Annotated in this window: 13 protein-coding genes and 4 tRNA genes; 15 read left to right on the plus strand and 2 right to left on the minus strand. The window is 49.9% G+C overall.

Features of this window, described 5'->3' with window-relative positions; all coding sequences use genetic code 11:
• Positions 1–111 precede the first annotated feature (111 nt).
• From AACH41_RS05775 to AACH41_RS05785, 3 genes are all read left to right on the plus strand, one after another.
• A complete protein-coding gene (locus AACH41_RS05775; RefSeq protein WP_338657579.1) occupies positions 112–408 on the plus strand; it encodes a hypothetical protein in 297 nt (98 codons plus the stop codon).
• Positions 409–613: 205 nt separating this feature from the next.
• Positions 614–3,193 carry a bifunctional aconitate hydratase 2/2-methylisocitrate dehydratase gene (acnB, locus tag AACH41_RS05780; protein WP_338657427.1) on the plus strand — a complete coding sequence of 860 codons (2,580 nt, stop codon included), beginning with the start codon at positions 614–616 and terminating at the stop codon, positions 3,191–3,193.
• A gap of 241 nt (positions 3,194–3,434) precedes the next feature.
• On the plus strand, positions 3,435–4,418 hold the full coding sequence (locus AACH41_RS05785) for a crotonase/enoyl-CoA hydratase family protein (RefSeq protein WP_338657428.1): 984 nt from the start codon (positions 3,435–3,437) through the stop codon (positions 4,416–4,418).
• A 41-nt stretch (positions 4,419–4,459) separates the two neighbouring features.
• Here AACH41_RS05785 and AACH41_RS05790 read toward each other — a convergent pair whose 3' ends face one another.
• Positions 4,460–6,652 carry an ATP-binding protein gene (locus tag AACH41_RS05790; RefSeq protein WP_338657429.1) on the minus strand — a complete coding sequence of 731 codons (2,193 nt, stop codon included), beginning with the start codon at positions 6,650–6,652 and terminating at the stop codon, positions 4,460–4,462.
• A gap of 233 nt (positions 6,653–6,885) precedes the next feature.
• On the opposite strand from AACH41_RS05790, the gene AACH41_RS05795 reads away from it, so the two are divergent.
• Positions 6,886–8,001: a DUF2914 domain-containing protein gene (locus AACH41_RS05795; RefSeq protein ID WP_338657430.1), complete on the plus strand. Its 1,116-nt coding sequence runs from the start codon at positions 6,886–6,888 to the stop codon at positions 7,999–8,001.
• Positions 8,002–8,076: 75 nt separating this feature from the next.
• Here the strand turns inward: AACH41_RS05795 and rlmJ are convergent, their stop codons facing one another.
• Positions 8,077–8,913 (minus strand): 23S rRNA (adenine(2030)-N(6))-methyltransferase RlmJ, encoded by an 837-nt coding sequence (gene rlmJ, locus AACH41_RS05800; RefSeq protein WP_338657431.1) that lies wholly within the window; start codon positions 8,911–8,913, stop codon positions 8,077–8,079.
• Between the two features lie 307 nt (positions 8,914–9,220).
• Between rlmJ and AACH41_RS05805 the strand changes: the two genes are divergently transcribed.
• The 11 genes from AACH41_RS05805 (at position 9,221) to AACH41_RS05855 (ending at position 15,763) form a co-directional block, all read left to right on the plus strand.
• Positions 9,221–9,952, plus strand: a complete 732-nt coding sequence (locus AACH41_RS05805; protein WP_338657432.1) for a cation diffusion facilitator family transporter — start codon at positions 9,221–9,223, stop codon at positions 9,950–9,952.
• A gap of 39 nt (positions 9,953–9,991) precedes the next feature.
• Positions 9,992–10,171 carry a 4-oxalocrotonate tautomerase family protein gene (locus tag AACH41_RS05810; RefSeq protein WP_018985002.1) on the plus strand — a complete coding sequence of 60 codons (180 nt, stop codon included), beginning with the start codon at positions 9,992–9,994 and terminating at the stop codon, positions 10,169–10,171.
• A gap of 647 nt (positions 10,172–10,818) precedes the next feature.
• On the plus strand, positions 10,819–11,424 hold the full coding sequence (locus AACH41_RS05815; protein WP_338657433.1) for a hypothetical protein: 606 nt from the start codon (positions 10,819–10,821) through the stop codon (positions 11,422–11,424).
• Positions 11,425–11,479: 55 nt separating this feature from the next.
• Positions 11,480–11,968 carry a hypothetical protein gene (locus AACH41_RS05820; RefSeq protein WP_338657434.1) on the plus strand — a complete coding sequence of 163 codons (489 nt, stop codon included), beginning with the start codon at positions 11,480–11,482 and terminating at the stop codon, positions 11,966–11,968.
• 161 nt (positions 11,969–12,129) lie between these two features.
• Complete coding sequence (locus AACH41_RS05825; protein ID WP_338657435.1) at positions 12,130–12,609, plus strand: hypothetical protein; 480 nt, start codon at positions 12,130–12,132, stop codon at positions 12,607–12,609.
• Positions 12,610–12,775: 166 nt separating this feature from the next.
• The gene (uvrC, locus tag AACH41_RS05830) at positions 12,776–14,575 is read left to right on the plus strand and encodes an excinuclease ABC subunit UvrC (RefSeq protein ID WP_338657436.1); all 1,800 of its coding nucleotides are present in this window, start codon (positions 12,776–12,778) and stop codon (positions 14,573–14,575) included.
• Positions 14,576–14,605: 30 nt separating this feature from the next.
• Positions 14,606–15,187 carry a CDP-diacylglycerol--glycerol-3-phosphate 3-phosphatidyltransferase gene (gene pgsA, locus AACH41_RS05835; protein WP_275354884.1) on the plus strand — a complete coding sequence of 194 codons (582 nt, stop codon included), beginning with the start codon at positions 14,606–14,608 and terminating at the stop codon, positions 15,185–15,187.
• 106 nt (positions 15,188–15,293) lie between these two features.
• Positions 15,294–15,369 (plus strand) — tRNA-Gly (locus AACH41_RS05840).
• A gap of 61 nt (positions 15,370–15,430) precedes the next feature.
• A tRNA-Cys gene (locus AACH41_RS05845) sits at positions 15,431–15,504 on the plus strand.
• Between the two features lie 18 nt (positions 15,505–15,522).
• Positions 15,523–15,598, plus strand: a tRNA-Gly gene (locus AACH41_RS05850).
• Between the two features lie 78 nt (positions 15,599–15,676).
• Positions 15,677–15,763: transfer RNA gene (locus AACH41_RS05855), tRNA-Leu, on the plus strand.
• Positions 15,764–16,000: the final 237 nt, after the last annotated feature.

Here is a 16,000-nt window from a genome sequence, read left to right on the forward strand (position 1 = left end):
GCTTTCCATCACAGAACATGCGCACGATTTGCTAAACACTACGTCATACTACTAAGCGTCAGAATGGGGGTAAGTATGATAAAAGGATTAAAAGCAAATACAGGTGTCAGCATGTGTTGCGCCGTTGTGCTTATGATGTTGGCTGTGCAAGCGCACGCAGAGTCTGCCCTGGAGTATTTTACGGATAGCACTGGCAAATATGCCGGACCGAGTCTGGAAGACCAGGTGGCGTTAATGGACACCGACCATAATGGTTTTGCCGATGTGTTTGAGGTACGTGCCTACCTGGAAAAGCAACATGGCAAGGGCTATCAGAAAGAACTGCTCGATAAATGGGAGTCCTCTGCTGCTGGCAAAAGCTGCAGTACCCCGTTTGCCAAGCAACTTTACGGAGACAGTACACGCTGACAGCGTTCGCAGTGTTGTTTTGATGCTGACAACGGCTGTCATTTTGATCAATTGCCAGAATGTTACAAGCAGTTAACATTCTGGCGGAGGGAGTGCATTATAATCAAATCAAAAGAATGCCTCGCGGCCAGTGGTTAATACCGGCCCATTCCCCGATTTTCGTTTTATTGCCCAAGTTTGATTTATTAAATAGAGCCTACACATCATGTTAGAAGCATACGACACCCACGTAAAAGAGCGCGCTGCGCAAAACCTTCCTCCCTTACCCCTGAACGCTGAGCAAGTGGCCGCCCTGGTTGAGTTACTCAAGTCTCCTCCAGCCGGGCAGGAAGCCTTGCTGGTGCATCTGCTTGAAAACCGCATTCCGGCCGGTGTAGACCAGGCGGCGTACGTCAAAGCGGCCTTTTTGGCCGATATTGCCAATGGCAAGGCCAGCTCACCCTTGGTCAGCGCTGAAAAAGCCGTTGAGCTGCTGGGGACCATGCTGGGTGGCTATAACGTGCAGGCACTGGTGGCTTTACTGGATACGCCCATGGCGGCGCATGCCGTGAAGGCCTTGTCCACGACCATCCTCATGTTTGATGCCTTCCATGATGTGGATGCCAAAATGAAGGCCGGTAACACGCATGCCAAAACATTGATGCAAGCCTGGGCAGAGGCACAATGGTTTACCAGCAAGCCAGTGCTCAAAGATGAGATCAAAGTGGTGGTGTTCAAGCTGGATGGTGAAACCAACACCGATGACCTGAGCCCGGCGCAAGATGCCTGGAGCCGTCCCGATATCCCGTTACACGCCAAGGCGATGCTGGTCAACCGTATGTCTGATGGCCTCAAAGTGATTGAGGACCTGAAGCAAAAAGGCTTGCCATTGGCTTATGTAGGCGATGTGGTCGGGACAGGTTCTTCACGCAAATCTGCCATCAACTCAGTGCAATGGTGGATGGGCGACGATATTCCGTTTATCCCGAACAAGCGCACGGGTGGCGTGGTGATTGGCAGCAAGATTGCGCCTATCTTCTTTAATACGGCTGAAGACTCTGGTGCCTTGCCGATTCAATGTGATGTCTCCAAACTGAATACGGGTGATGTGATTGTCATTAAGCCGTTTGAAGGCAAAGTGTTGTCTGAAGCGGGCGAGGTTCTGGCCACATTTGAAATGAACCCGGTTACCCTGGCGGATGAAGTGCGCGCCGGTGGCCGCATTCCGCTGATTATTGGCCGCGGCCTGACTTCAAATGCCCGCAAAGCGCTGGGCTTGGGTGAGACCGATCTCTTTATTAAAGCGGTGCCTGCCAAAGATACTGGCAAAGGCTATACGCTGGCGCAAAAAATGGTGGGCCGTGCGTGTGGCCTGCCTGAAGGCATGGGTGTGCGACCAGGCACCTATTGCGAACCTAAAGCCACCACCGTCGGCTCTCAGGATACCACTGGCGGCATGACGCGTGACGAGCTCAAAGAGCTAGCCTGTCTGGGCTTTAGCGCCGATCTGGTCATGCAGAGCTTCTGCCATACCGCGGCCTATCCAAAGCCGGTTGATATCAAGTTGCAGCACGAGCTACCAGAGTTTATGTCCAGCCGTGGCGGTGTCAGTCTGCGCGCTGGCGATGGCGTGATCCACTCCTGGCTCAACCGCATGATTCTGCCGGATACCGTGGGTACGGGCGGTGATTCGCATACCCGTTTCCCAATAGGTATCAGCTTCCCGGCCGGGTCTGGTCTGGTGGCGTTTGCCGCAGCAACCGGGGCGATGCCACTGGATATGCCTGAGTCGGTCTTGGTGCGCTTTAAAGGTGAAATGCAACCAGGCATCACTTTGCGTGACCTGGTGAACGCGATTCCTTATGCGGCCATTCAGGAAGGAACCTTGACCGTCGGCAAGCAAGGCAAGAAAAACGTATTTAACGGCCGCGTGCTTGAAATTGAAGGCTTGCCTGATCTCAAGGTCGAGCAAGCGTTTGAATTGGCCGATGCCTCGGCAGAGCGCTCTGCCAACGGTTGCACGGTGCTGCTGAACAAAGAGCCGGTGATCGAATTCCTCAATTCCAATATCGTGCTGATGCAGAACATGATCGAAAACGGGTATGCCGACGCACGCACGCTGGAGCGCCGGATTGCCAGCATGAAGGCCTGGCTGGAAAAACCGGAGCTGTTGCAGCCTGACAGTGATGCCGAATACGCCCACGTAATCGAAATTGATCTTAACGAAATCAAAGAGCCATTGGTGGCCTGCCCGAATGACCCGGATGACATTAAACCCTTGTCAGCCGTGGTGGGGGACAAGATCGATGAAGTGTTTATCGGTAGCTGCATGACCAATATCGGCCATTACCGTGCTGCGGGCAAGGTGCTTGAAGGTGCAGGTGGCATCCCAACCCGCTTGTGGATTGCCCCACCGACCCGCATGGACGAAGCACAACTGCGTGCCGAGGGGGTTTATTCCACCTTTGGGGTGGCAGGGGCCCGTACCGAAGTGCCCGGCTGCTCGCTTTGCATGGGTAACCAGGCACGCGTGGCGGACAAGGCCACCGTGTTCTCGACCTCTACCCGTAACTTTGATAACCGTATGGGCAAGGATGCTCGCGTCTATCTGGGTTCTGCCGAGCTGGCGGCGGTGTGCGCCAAGCTGGGTCGCATGCCGACCATGCAGGAATATATGGACACCTTGGGCAGCAAACTGACCAATACTGCCGAGATATACAAATATCTCAACTTCAATCAGATGACGCAGTATGCAACCTCACTGGAAAACAGTAAAAAGATTATTCCGATCAAAGAAACGGCATAAGGGCTTAATCTTGAAGTACAACAAGGGGGCGCAAGCCCCCTTTGTTTTTTTTCAGCGTCGTTCTTTTGTTTTCTGCTGTTGTTTTTCCAGCCGCACATTTGCTTGCAACTGTAAAAGCGGTAACGGCGATATTCGCAGGTGATCTGTTTTGATTATGATGTATTGGCTGTAAGCAATGATGGCTGCGGCTAGCACAGCCATTCATTGGTTTAACAGGTTGCCAATATCCAAGGAGAAACCCATGAAATCGTGCGAACAAACACTGCCTTACCTCCCTCAACAACGCTTGCTTGCTCATGATTACGGCCAGGTGTATTGCCGTTATGATGAAAAATCGCAGGCATTGTGGACTTATCTTTCGCAGCCGCAACGGATTCCGTGCATCAATCACGCCTTGTTGCTGGACTTGCATGCGCACCACCATGATATCGAACGCAGTGGCGGTTATATTGAAGCCGCGAATGGGGCGTCATTGCCGATCCGCTATTCGGTATTCGCCTCTGCCACGCCCGGCTATTTTAATATGGGTGGCGATCTGCAAAAGATGGCTGCGGCCATCCGCCAACAGGACCGGGCGCAACTGGAGGCCTATGCCAGACTCAGTATAGATGTGGTGGCACAACGCGCTTTCCGCTTTCAACTGGGCAATGTCACCAAAATTTCACTGCTGCAAGGTGAGGTGTTGGGGGCAGGCATAGAAGCGGCTTTAACCAGTGACGTGTTGATCGCAGAGCGACAGGCTGTGTTTTGCTTTCCCGAGCTATTCTTCAATATGATTCCAGGCATGGGCGCTTACAGCCTCATTGCACGCAAAGCAGGCATGGCAGTGGCTGACAAAATGATTTTGGGGTGCGAGCGCTATAGCGCGGAAGAGTGCCTGCAGATGGGGTTGATCGATATGGTGGTCGAGCAAGGGGAAGGCGAGCAGGCCGTACGCACCTTTATCGATAAAAACAATAAACATGCCGCAGGGTTTTTATCCGCACAAAAAGCCAAGGAAAAAATTCATCCGCTAAGCTATGATGAATTGACGGCGATTGTGCAGCTTTGGGTTGAAAATGCCTTGCAACTCAGTGAGCGCGACTTGAAAGTGATGGACCGTTTTTATCGTGCGCAGTCACGCTTGTTTCAGCCAGTGACTGCAGATCAGCAGAGAGAAGCTGTGCTGACACCGTCTACTGAAAGTGAGGCGTTCTTCATGCATGACCGCGTGGTGAACCAGTAAGCGTGTGCTTGATATTGGGGGATGCCAGGCGCTTGCACTAGCTATTTTTTTGACCGCTTGGATGAAAGCTTGTCTCGCTCTTGCATGAGCTGGCCACGGGTTTCTTCGTAGCAGTCTGCAACTGCCTGATATAGCAGGGAAATGGTCGAGGCATCCTTCATGTTTAAGCCCAGCAGGCGACGACTGTGCTTGCTCAATGGAATCAGGCCCATGTTGGCGGATTCCCCAGCCAGGCTGTGCGCCAGTGTATGAACTTGTGCAAAGTTGAGGTCCATGCATTGCTTGCCTAAGTCGCGGACCAGGTCATCTGTTGTCTCGATAAATTCGCGGATAAGTTTGTTTAAAAACGCCTCGCTGCCACCGAGCTTGAGCAAGTGCGCCATACGGTCCTGATCCAGCAGCGGCTCGGTCATCGGTGCAATGGTCGGGATACTTTCTGCGGTTGCCGAGGGATGGGCATCTGCTGGCGATTGCAGTTTGCCACGTTTTCTATTGGTGGATGTGGTGGCGGCAAGCGCCTCGGCGCCAGCTTGCGTGTCCAGTGTGCTTGTAATCGCTTCCACCAGGGTTTGTATCTGACGCGATACCACAGGCTTGGTCAATACCTGATAAACACCGGCACGCAAACAGCGATCTTGTGTGGCTTTGGTGGCATCTGCGGTGAGGATCACGGTACGGGTAGGCTGACTGCCCGGCAAGGCATGATAAATCCTGAACACCTCCAGGCCATTCATCTCAGGCATGTTGTAATCCAGGATCATCAGGTCAAACTGATGCCGCTCCAGCGTATCAAGCGCGGCATCACCGTTGTCCACGGATTTCACCACACAGTGCATTCTTTGCAGGGTCTCATTCAGGATCATCCGGTTGACCACATTATCATCTGCAATCAGCACACGGATTTTTTTGCGGAATCGGGTGTGGCTACTTAATGGCACCACATTGGAGGCGTTATCCAGGTTGATTTCGGTGCTCCTGTCAACACTGGGCGCGATTGCGTGCGTCAGGGGCAAGCTGACCTCAAAGACTGTGCCTACATTTTCCTTGCTGCTCACGCTAATGCTGCCACCCATGACCTCAACCAGTTGTTTGGCAATCGTCGTACCCAAGCCCGTGCCGCCATAACGCCGGGTGATGCTGCTATCGGCCTGGGTGAAGCTGTCAAAAATAAAAGGCAAGGCCTCTGCCTTGATGCCGATGCCGCTATCTTGGATGCGGAAACATAACAGGCTGCGGTTGGCATACTGTTCCTGGACACTGACCGTGATCTCGACGCCACCGTGCTGCGTGAATTTAATCGCGTTGGCGATCAAATTGGTCAATATCTGCTCCAGATGATGCATGCTGCCAGAAAAGTGCCGTTCCGCTTCATTGGCGAGATTGAACTTCAACCAGAGTTGCTTGCGCTCCACTTCAAGTTGAAACACGAGGTGCAAGCGGTTGATCAAGTCTGGCAGGTAAAAAGCAATCTCTTCGAGATCGACTTTACCTTTTTCAATCTTGCTGATATCGAGCACGTCATTGATGAGCTTTTTCAGGCTGCTGGCTGAGGCCCCAACCATATTCAAGAATTCGGCTTGTTTGCGGTCAAGCTTGGTCTGGGCCAGCAGTTCACTGGCGCCAATAATGCCATTGAGCGGTGTGCGCATCTCATGGCTGATATTCGACAGAAAGTTTGTCTTTGCCTCGCTGGCCTGGTCAGCCTCTTTGGTGGCTTTTTCCAGGCTCACCAGCAACCGTAGGGCATGCGGTGGAATCAGTAACAGCGTCAGCAAAAAGCCATAAGCCAGATGCTGGTGTTCTATCCAATAAGGGTTTAAATACAAGGTTAGACTAAAGCCCACCAGACTTAGCATATAGCAGCCTTTGAAAAACTTGGTGCCATAACGCAAGCCATAGCCAATAATCAGCCACAGATAAATGCCGATAAATACGCCGGCCATCGCCCCCGAGATCATTTGCTCTAGCGAGGTGGCAGTGATGTCCATCACCATGGCGGTCCATTGCCGTTTTTCGTTTTTGGCCGGGTTGCGCAAGATGTTATACAACATCAGAAAACCAAAGCCCAGATAAATCAGACACAACAATACGGGTTCATAGCTGCTGCGATTAATCAGCAAGTAAAGCGTAATCATGCTGACAAAAAGCACGCGGATCAGTGCCTGCTCAGTTTCATAACTGACAGATTTGATCTCGCTTACTTTGTGCACCAACTGCTTTACTAGGGTTCGCATGTTTGATGGGATATCAGGGTATTAGCCAATGATTAGTGAGAGAAAAACTTAACTTTATTGATAGTTAACGGCTTTTTCTTAAGATAACTTAAAGTTTAACAGGCAAGGTTTGATTATCAAAGTAAGTTTACTTTTCAAACGCGCAAAATAAGATTGTGTTTCGTGCAGGGCATGCGCAAAATACCGCCCTGATACAAAATGCTGCCTGATGACAGATGTGGAAAGTGTAATAAATGATGACTGATCAAGCGCAAGCCCTTTCAAGATGGTCACGTTGGCTTGCCCGTAGCCGCATGGCGCTGCCGATAGTGTTTTTTATCGGCGGCTTTGTCTGGGACGCGATTACCATAGGCAAAAAAGTCGCCATGTCCGACATGATCATTTTTGCCTTGTATTTGCTGGTGGCCGCTATTCTCATGTACCAGTTGGCCGAACCTTCTTCTTCCATCCGGCGGCTGGGCGAGCGGCTGTTGCGCTTCCAATGGGTGCAGCACAAAGTCACGCGCTGGCCAGTGCACGATTGGCCATACTGGGTATTACAATTTTTGTTTGGCAGCTTGTTAAGCGCTCTGTTTATTCTGTACTTCAAAAGCTCCAGCGAGGGCGTGGCCTGGATTATTACCCTGGTGTTGGGCGCGTTGCTGGTCGCCAACGAGTTTCTTGAGAGTGAATACCGGCGCCTGAGCTTGTGCTGGAGTATGTTCGGCCTGTGCTCCATCCTGTGGTGTAACTTTGCCTTTCCCTTTTTGTTTGGCAGCGTGCATGCGGCTTGGTTTTACCTGAGTACCTTGCTCGGGGCGACCATCACTTATGTGCTTTACCAGCGCGCGCCGCATCACAGAGGCCGAATCTGGCCAGTGTGGGCAATTGCCGGGTTACTCATGCTGGCTTACCGGCAAGACATGATTCCGCCTGTGCCGTTGGTCAAGCAAGCCGTGGTGGTAGCCTACGATCTGGAAAAGTCACCTCAAGGCTATTGGATGACGGTGGAAAAGTCGCCCTGGTGGCAGTTTTGGCGGGTGGATACCGACCATTTTTACTTGCAGCCCGGTCAACGGCTGGTATGCTTTTCTGCCATTTTTGCGCCACAAGGCCTCAAAACCCATCTGCTGCATGATTGGCAGAAAAAACAGGATGACCAGTGGGTGAGTGTCTCTACCCCGGGGTTTTCATTGACAGGCGGACGTGACAGCGGTTATCGCGGCTATACCTATAAAACCAATCTCACGCCAGGCGAGTGGCGGGTGCGTATCCAGACTGGTAACCGGCAAACCATCGCCAGCCATCAATTCACCGTCACGCTTGGGCAGGGCAGGGATACGCATAAACGCATCCGTATCCGCTATTAGGGGCATGAGTGTTTGCCCATTCCAGCTCGCCTAATCAAGACTAGTTGAATCAAGCACAGTTGAATCAAACCTAGTCTAGCGCTGTTTGCCTTCGCAACTGGCTTGTGCACCTGCATCTTGCGCTAACACTTGTGCCAGCCACGGCAGGTGTGGCTCTACCGATTGCCGCAAGGTCCACGGCGGGTTAATCACCCACATGCCACTGCCATACATGCCAAAGCCATCGGCTGAAGGTTGTTCTACATCCATCGTCACATGCAAAAAGTCGGTGTCCAGGCGGCGCAGCTTGTCTATCATCTGCTGCGGTTCTGGGCGTTGCAAGCGGGGATACCAAATAAGGTAGGTCCCGGTAGCAAAGCGCTTCAGGCTATCTTTAATGCAATCCACCACGCGTGAGTAATCATCTTTGACTTCATAAGGCGGATCAATCAGCACGATGCCACGTTTGGTCGGTGGCGGCAGGCAAGCCTTGATGCCCTCAAAGCCGTCTTTTTGCTGAATCGCGATTTGCCGTTTTTGTGATGCAAATTGCTGTTCCAGCAAAGCCGCATCGGCCGGGTGTAGCTCAAACAAGCGTAATTTATCCACCGGGTTGATTAGGTGGCTGGCCAGCCAAGGTGAGCCCGGGTAAAGCATGGGCTGATCTTTATTTGCTGCGGCAATAGCCTCCAGATAGATTTGAAACGGCTCAGGCGCCTGGCTTTGCTGCAAACGCAAAATGCCATCCACGTATTCCGCTGTTTTATTCGCCACGCTACTGTCCAGGCGATACAGTCCGGCCCCCGCATGGGTATCAACCACCCAATAAGGCTTATCCTTCTGGTTGAAATAATCCAGCACCAGGCTGAATATCCAGTGTTTTAAAACGTCGGCATGGTTGCCAGCATGAAAGGCGTGTCTGTAACTTAACATGATGATTTTCTCTACAAGCCAGCATTATCCCAGATTTTTCATTAGAGACTGTTTTATGTCAGAAAGTCGATAGGGTGCTTTTATAAAATCAAGTGACTTATGTTTAGAATGCATGGGCTAGACAAGGCGCGATTAAAAAAATCTGACGCAGCATATAAGTAATATGTAAGGAAGAGTTTTTTGCGAGCATTCGCTTTGCGAATTGCCTGCTTAACCCACTATATGAGCAACGCCGTATCGCGACGTAAATTGAATTTATAGAAGTGCCCTATTGTGAAAAGCAGCTAATTTGCATTAGCATGCCATCATGAAACCTAGCCATACACCTCACGAACATTCTCACTCTTCTGGTCGCTGCCCTTATGGTCACGATCACGCAGATAATCACGGGCATGATCATAGCCACGAACACGCGCATAGCCATGATAATCACGAGCACGGTAACCCGTTTTGGCTGCCATTTCTCGCCATTTCCGTCTTTACCGTGGTTGAGTTTGTCGGTGGCTGGTGGACCCAATCCCTCGCCTTGCTCAGCGACGCCTGGCACATGCTGTTTGATGTGCTGGCACTCGGCCTTGCGATGTGGGCAGCACAGCAGGCGCGCAGTGGGCATCCTGCCTCAAAACACACCGAGCGTCGGGTCTCCATGATCAACGCCGTCTCCATGCTGCTAGTCACCGGCTGGATTGTCTACGAAGCCATCGAGCGCTTGCAAAATCCGCGGCCAGTCGCAGGCGGTTATGTCAGCATCATTGCCCTGGTAGGCTTATTGGTTAACATCGTTGTTGCAAAACACATGCATCATCAGCAACACCATCACGGCGGTGATGAAAACTTAAACCACCGTGCCGCCTTCCTGCATGTGCTAGGCGACTTGCTCGGCTCTGTTACCGCCGTGGTCGCAGGCGTAGTCATCTACTTTACCGGCTGGATGAACATAGACCCCATCCTCTCTATCCTGATTTCAGTACTGCTGCTGGTGGTCACGCTCAACCTCATCCGCGATATTCTCCGCGGCGGCGCAGGTCATCACCACTAGTTTAAAGATCATTTAACCAACCACAAAAGGAGTGTCAATATGCCTTATGTCAATGTGAAACTAGCAGGCTCAGTCACCAAAGAGCAGAAAAAACAAATCGCCAAAGAGATCACTGAAACCCTGCAAAAGCACGCGCATAAACCAGCTAATTACACCTATATCGTGTTTGAAGAGGTCGAGTATGAGGATTGGGCGATTGGTGGGGAGCTTTTAGGGTAACTAGTCTTAATCAGGTGTGTTTTGTTATTGATTTAATAAAATTTTTTTACTCATGATTATTAAATTAATTAATATAAACAAATGGTTATTGAGAATGATGGTTGATTGTAACAATAGCTCTGCCTCAGGATATACACCGATTCCGGTGTCTACATTACGTTGGGCTTTATGACATATAGGATACTAAGAGCGGTCGGCGCACTCTTTGGGCTATGCATTTTCGCGACCTCAATTGATAGCTCAATACAGTCTTATACATCACCCGTATCGAAAGAATCTCTAAAGTTCATCGATGGCAAATTGACCGATGTTACTAGGTGTACCTATGGACGACGTGCCCATTTCTTTTACACAATTACCAGCCCGACCAATCAGACTACCTTTAAAGATTGGTGTCCTAACGAAAGATACAATAACCTGCGCATATCAAAAGGAGCGTCTGTTCAAATCGGCTTTCACACTGAACGCGGCTTTATGTTTTCAGCAGTAAATGATGTTTACGAACTTACAGTTGCAGGCCATGTATTGTCCACCTATGAATCTAGAGCTAAGCATCTACACTCTGTTTCATGGCTCGTTATATTGCTTAATTTGGCATCCGCATGTTGTGGCCTTGCAATGATTTATTTGTTATTGAGCCTTAGTTCTTGGCCCAACCCATCATTCAAGCGGGACGCCTAACGGCGCCCCTTAATTCAAGCGTTAGCGTAAATATGATCCATAAGATTTCAGTGTTTTATATTTTTGGTGTAGTGATGCTTTGCATTTGTAATGCAGCACATTCAAACCCATCACCAAAACCTATTGATATGTTGCAAGTGCAAATCAGTAAGCCCTTTCCTTACACAGCAGCTGTTCCTGGCGCCTCTGATAGCATGGCTAGCCAACTTGGTTTCTATACCTTTAATGCACCGAACGCATCAAACTCCAAATTACCGTTCGTTGATTATCAGGTTGCAATTAATAACAGCACTCAGGCTGTTTACTACGTCAGAGGCACAAAGCAATACTCTGAAATGAATGGTTGCCTTGAAAGTTTAAGGATAGTAAGTAATCTATTAGCTCCGCTTTATGCCACATCCGCTCAAGACATAAAAGGTGCAACACTCATGAGGAAATCAAGTGATATTCTTATTGAGGCAATGTGTAGTTATAAGGCTTTATCACCTTATGTAGAGCTATCCCTCAATATCCAAAGTGAGTCGCAATATAAAGAAATTGATAATAATATCAAGAGAAAATATGCACGCTAACCTCTCATTCAAGCGGTGTGCCTAACGGCGGCCCTTAATTCAAACGGTATGCGCCATGAGAATTTTATTACTCACACTTTCATTGCTGTACTCACTCGTTGCTGGTGCTCAAAACATGAGTACGCCCAAGGCTGAGTGCGAAAATCTCATGAACACGGCACTCCCATTCGCAGAGCAAATGCTCCAGAAGCATGGTGAGTTCTTTCCATACAGTGCTGCTCTAAAAGAAAACGGCGAAATCGCGAGCGTGGCAGGCTACGACGGTCGCGAACTACCGCCATCGAGCGACATCATCCGTTTGCTAAAGCAAGGTTTTGCTAAAGGTGCAAAGTCAGGAGAGTACAAAGCTACGGCATTGGTTTACGATGTGAAAGTCACATTACCGTCGTCTGGGAAAAAATCTGATGCCATAGCTGTGTCTCTCAATCACCGCGAGAACTATTCGGTAGTTGTCTTCTTTCCATACCAATTAAATAAAGACCAACTCACCTTTGGTGAGGTTTTCGCGCAGAAGGGGGAAGCAGAGGTATTCCCATCAAAGTAAGTGCATAACCTATCAGTCAAGCGGGACTGGCGAGAAAAAGCTTTTATGAAATGTTTATTAATAACGAAGGTTGAGCCAAGTTTTTCGCCAGCCCCTTACTTCAAACCCATCATTCAAGCGGGACGCCTAACGGCGCACCTATGCATAGAAGGAAACAATAAATGTACCTATGGAAAGTTGACTCGCTAGTAAAAGACTTTAAGTCGGGAAAAGTGTCACAAAAAGAAGAGTTCAAATATATGCTGATGTTTACTATATTGATGTCTGTAGCTTCAAATCAGGCTCTTTATATTGAGTCAATCTATAATTATTACGACGCCCTTAGCTCTGCTCTAGTTTTTGGAATATCCATATTTGGAGTCTATTATTGCTATAAAATTAACTCCTGTGGTGATGATAGGGATTTTCTTGTAAGGGTATTCTGTATTGGGCTACCAGTATTGATACGTGTTTCAGCAGTAATGATTCCACTGTTAATTGGTAGCAAGAGTTTAGAGACATTGTTGTTAAATCCAGAGTTTCTTAATGAAGTAACAGTTGAAACAACGGTAGTAGATGTAGTTGTAATTTCTACGTCAATAGCAGCTTACTATTGGTATCTGGCAACAAAGATTAGAGCTGTATCATCAAAGAATGCATAACAAAAATTCAGCACCCAATTGACTGGTGACTTTGCACTCAAACCTGACAATAGGCTCGCGATATTTTCTCCAGCAATCTGTATTTAGCAGATGAAAAATATACCTCCTTTGTATTGAGTGCAGTCAGGCGAAGCCAGTCCGCCTATGGCGATGTTAGAATATTCATATGTTTGACCCCAAACCCATCCTGAAAAACCTTCCAAACCTGCCAGGCGTTTACCGCATGCTCAATGCGGAAAATAACGTGATCTATGTGGGTAAAGCCAAAGATTTAAAAAAGCGGGTTTCGAGTTACTTTAATAAAAACCTCGCCAGTCCGCGTACCAAATTGATGGTGTCGCAGATTACCAATATCGAGACGACGGTGACCCGCTCTGAGGCGGAGGCGTTGCTGCTTGAGAATAACCTTATCAAGAGCATCATGCCGCGTTATAACGTGTTGTTTCGCGACGATAAGTCTTATCCCTATATTAGCCTCACAGGCGATGCGTTTCCGCGGCTGGCGTTCCATCGTGGCACCCAGCGTAAAGGACATCAGTATTTTGGGCCTTTCCCCAGCTCGCCAGCGGTGCGTGAGAGCATTCAGTTGCTGCAAAAGGTGTTTAAGCTTCGCACCTGTGAAAACACCGTGTTTGCCAACCGATCACGACCTTGTTTGCAATATCAGATTGCGCGGTGTACTGCACCGTGTGTGAATCTGATTTCCCAAGAAGACTATGCGAGTGATGTGCGCCACGCGGCGCTATTTTTGCTGGGCAAAACCAGTGAGGTGATGGATTCATTAGCGGATGGGATGAATGCTGCAGCCGAGGCGATGGAATACGAGCAGGCGGCGGTGTTGCGTGACCGGATTCAGGCCTTGCGTCAGGTGCAGGCCAAGCAGTTTGTCAGTGACTTTAGCGTGAGTGATGCGGATGTGATTGCCTGCGCCGAGATTGAGGGTCAGCACTGCATTAATCTGGTGATGATCCGTGGCGGGCGTCATTTGGGTGACAAGAGCTTTTTCCCCAAGAACGCGCAAGATGCCGAGCTGGTAGAAACGGTAGAGGCGTTTATTACCCAGTATTATGTGGCGCAAAACACGCCGCCTTTGCTGGTGTGTGGGGCGGAGATCGACAAAACCGAGTTCGAAACCATGCTCAGTGAGCAGGCCGAGCGCAAAATCCGCGTGCTGACCAATGCGATTGGCGATAAAAAAGTCTGGCTCAAAATGGCGCAGACGAATGCCGAGTTGGCGCTACAACAACGGCTGGCGACTTCGGCCAACCAGCAGGCGCGTTTGCTCTCGTTGCGTGAGGCGCTTAACCTCGCCGAGAACACCGAGCGCATTGAGTGCTTTGATATCAGCCATACCATGGGTGAAGCCACGGTAGGCAGTTGCGTGGTGTTTGACCGTGGTGATATGCAAAACAGTGAATACCGCCGCTATAACGTCACTGGTATCACGCCAGGCGATGATTATGCGGCGATGCGGGATGTGCTGACCCGGCGCTATAAAAAAGTTGCTGCGGGCGAGGGCAAACGCCCTGACCTGATTTTTATTGATGGTGGCAAGGGCCAGTTGGGTGTGGCGATGGAGGTCATGCAAGAGGTCGGTTTAGACGATATCCTGCTGATTGGTATTGCCAAGGGAGAAGAGCGCAAACCGGGCCTCGAAACCATGATTTTCTCCGACACTGGCGAAATGCTGAATTTACCCGTGGATAATCCCGGCTTGCACCTGCTGCAACAAATCCGCGATGAAGCACATCGGTTTGCCATTACCGGCCACCGGGCCAAGCGCGCCAAAGCGCGCATTACCTCTAGCCTGGAGGAGATTGAAGGGGTAGGGGCCAAGCGCCGCAAAGCCTTGTTGACGCGATTTGGTGGCCTGGATGCGATAAAAAGTGCTAGCATAGACGAGATTGCACAAGTCGAAGGCATTAGCCTGGCACTGGCGCAAACCATATACGAACGATTGCATTAAGCCATTGCAACAGCCCTGAGCAAAATAACCATGTGGAATGTCCCCAATATACTCACCCTGCTACGCATCGCGATGATCCCGGTGTTTGTTGGTATCTTCTTTTTGCCCGCGAATGCCATCGCCAGCGACGGGCTGCCAGCACACTGGGTAAACCTCACCGCTGCAAGTGTGTTTATTCTGGCCTCATTCACCGACTGGCTAGATGGCTACTGGGCCCGCAAATATCACCAAATGTCCAAGTTTGGCGCGTTTCTTGACCCTGTGGCTGACAAGCTGATGGTGGCCGCCGCCTTGATTGTGCTGGTGGAGTTGCACCGGGTCGGGGCGGTGGTCGCGCTCATCATCATCGGCCGCGAAATTGCCATCAGTGCCTTGCGCGAGTGGATGGCCAGCATAGGCAAAAGCGCCAATGTCGCGGTCGCCATGGTCGGAAAAATCAAAACAGCGGCGCAGATGGTCGCCATCATCCTGCTACTTTGGTTTGATCCGCTGTTTGGCATCAACATCCAGTGGCTGGGTGAATGGCTCATTGTGATCGCCGCATTGCTGACCCTGATCTCCATGGGTTACTACCTGCGCGCGGCGTGGCCGGCGATACGCGAAACCATCTAAAAAAGCAAGGCGAAAAAAGACATATTATTTTCAAAATCTTCCTTGACACCTGTCTCAAAATCATTAAAATGCCAGCTTCTTTACGACACATGACGTAAGGAAATACGCGGGAATAGCTCAGTTGGTAGAGCGCAACCTTGCCAAGGTTGAGGTCGCGAGTTCGAGACTCGTTTCCCGCTCCAAATTCTGGGGAAAGCGCGGCTTTCCCTTTTTAACATAAGTTGTTTTTATGTTGTTGGTTCTGGCGCGATAGCAAAGCGGTTATGCCGCGGCCTGCAAAGCCGTTTAGGCCGGTTCGACTCCGGCTCGCGCCTCCAGTCTCATGTTGTAAATATGCGGGAATAGCTCAGTTGGTAGAGCGCAACCTTGCCAAGGTTGAGGTCGCGAGTTCGAGACTCGTTTCCCGCTCCAAATCTTTCTCAAGCACACATTCTCACCGCTATGCAACATAGATCACGGTGTTAGAATACAAAGCTTGCTAGACCTACCGCCCGGATGGTGAAACTGGTAGACACAAGGGACTTAAAATCCCTCGGCTTAACGGCTGTGCCGGTTCGATTCCGGCTCCGGGCACCATACTTCACTTATATACTGGCTAATTAGGCTGGTTTTTCACTTTCAAATTTTTTTTACGCCTGTCCGTGAATGACTGTATTTTTTATTCATGCTGTGGGATTGGTGTGGGAGTTATGTATTCGGTTGTCTAACAGCGCGGGTGAAGTCCAGATCTCCATTTATGAGAGCCAAGCTCCGTTTTCATTTCTACGAAGTGACAAAATTAGCCACTTAGAAAAAGGTAGTTTGTGAATGAGC

It is taken from the genome of Methylophilus sp. DW102 (assembly GCF_037076555.1).
GTDB classification, from domain to species: domain Bacteria; phylum Pseudomonadota; class Gammaproteobacteria; order Burkholderiales; family Methylophilaceae; genus Methylophilus; species Methylophilus glucosoxydans.

Excerpts from the sequence above, each read along its gene's own strand:
- AACH41_RS05775 (WP_338657579.1), top strand. The coding sequence starts at position 112 with ATGTGTTGCGCCGTTGTGCTTATGATGTTGGCTGTGCAAGCGCACGCA.
- acnB (WP_338657427.1), top strand. The coding sequence starts at position 614 with ATGTTAGAAGCATACGACACCCACGTAAAAGAGCGCGCTGCGCAAAAC.
- AACH41_RS05785 (WP_338657428.1), top strand. The coding sequence starts at position 3,435 with ATGAAATCGTGCGAACAAACACTGCCTTACCTCCCTCAACAACGCTTG.
- AACH41_RS05790 (WP_338657429.1), bottom strand. The coding sequence starts at position 6,652 with ATGCGAACCCTAGTAAAGCAGTTGGTGCACAAAGTAAGCGAGATCAAA.
- AACH41_RS05795 (WP_338657430.1), top strand. The coding sequence starts at position 6,886 with ATGATGACTGATCAAGCGCAAGCCCTTTCAAGATGGTCACGTTGGCTT.
- rlmJ (WP_338657431.1), bottom strand. The coding sequence starts at position 8,913 with ATGTTAAGTTACAGACACGCCTTTCATGCTGGCAACCATGCCGACGTT.
- AACH41_RS05805 (WP_338657432.1), top strand. The coding sequence starts at position 9,221 with ATGAAACCTAGCCATACACCTCACGAACATTCTCACTCTTCTGGTCGC.
- AACH41_RS05810 (WP_018985002.1), top strand. The coding sequence starts at position 9,992 with ATGCCTTATGTCAATGTGAAACTAGCAGGCTCAGTCACCAAAGAGCAG.
- AACH41_RS05820 (WP_338657434.1), top strand. The coding sequence starts at position 11,480 with ATGAGAATTTTATTACTCACACTTTCATTGCTGTACTCACTCGTTGCT.
- AACH41_RS05825 (WP_338657435.1), top strand. The coding sequence starts at position 12,130 with ATGTACCTATGGAAAGTTGACTCGCTAGTAAAAGACTTTAAGTCGGGA.
- uvrC (WP_338657436.1), top strand. The coding sequence starts at position 12,776 with ATGTTTGACCCCAAACCCATCCTGAAAAACCTTCCAAACCTGCCAGGC.
- pgsA (WP_275354884.1), top strand. The coding sequence starts at position 14,606 with ATGTGGAATGTCCCCAATATACTCACCCTGCTACGCATCGCGATGATC.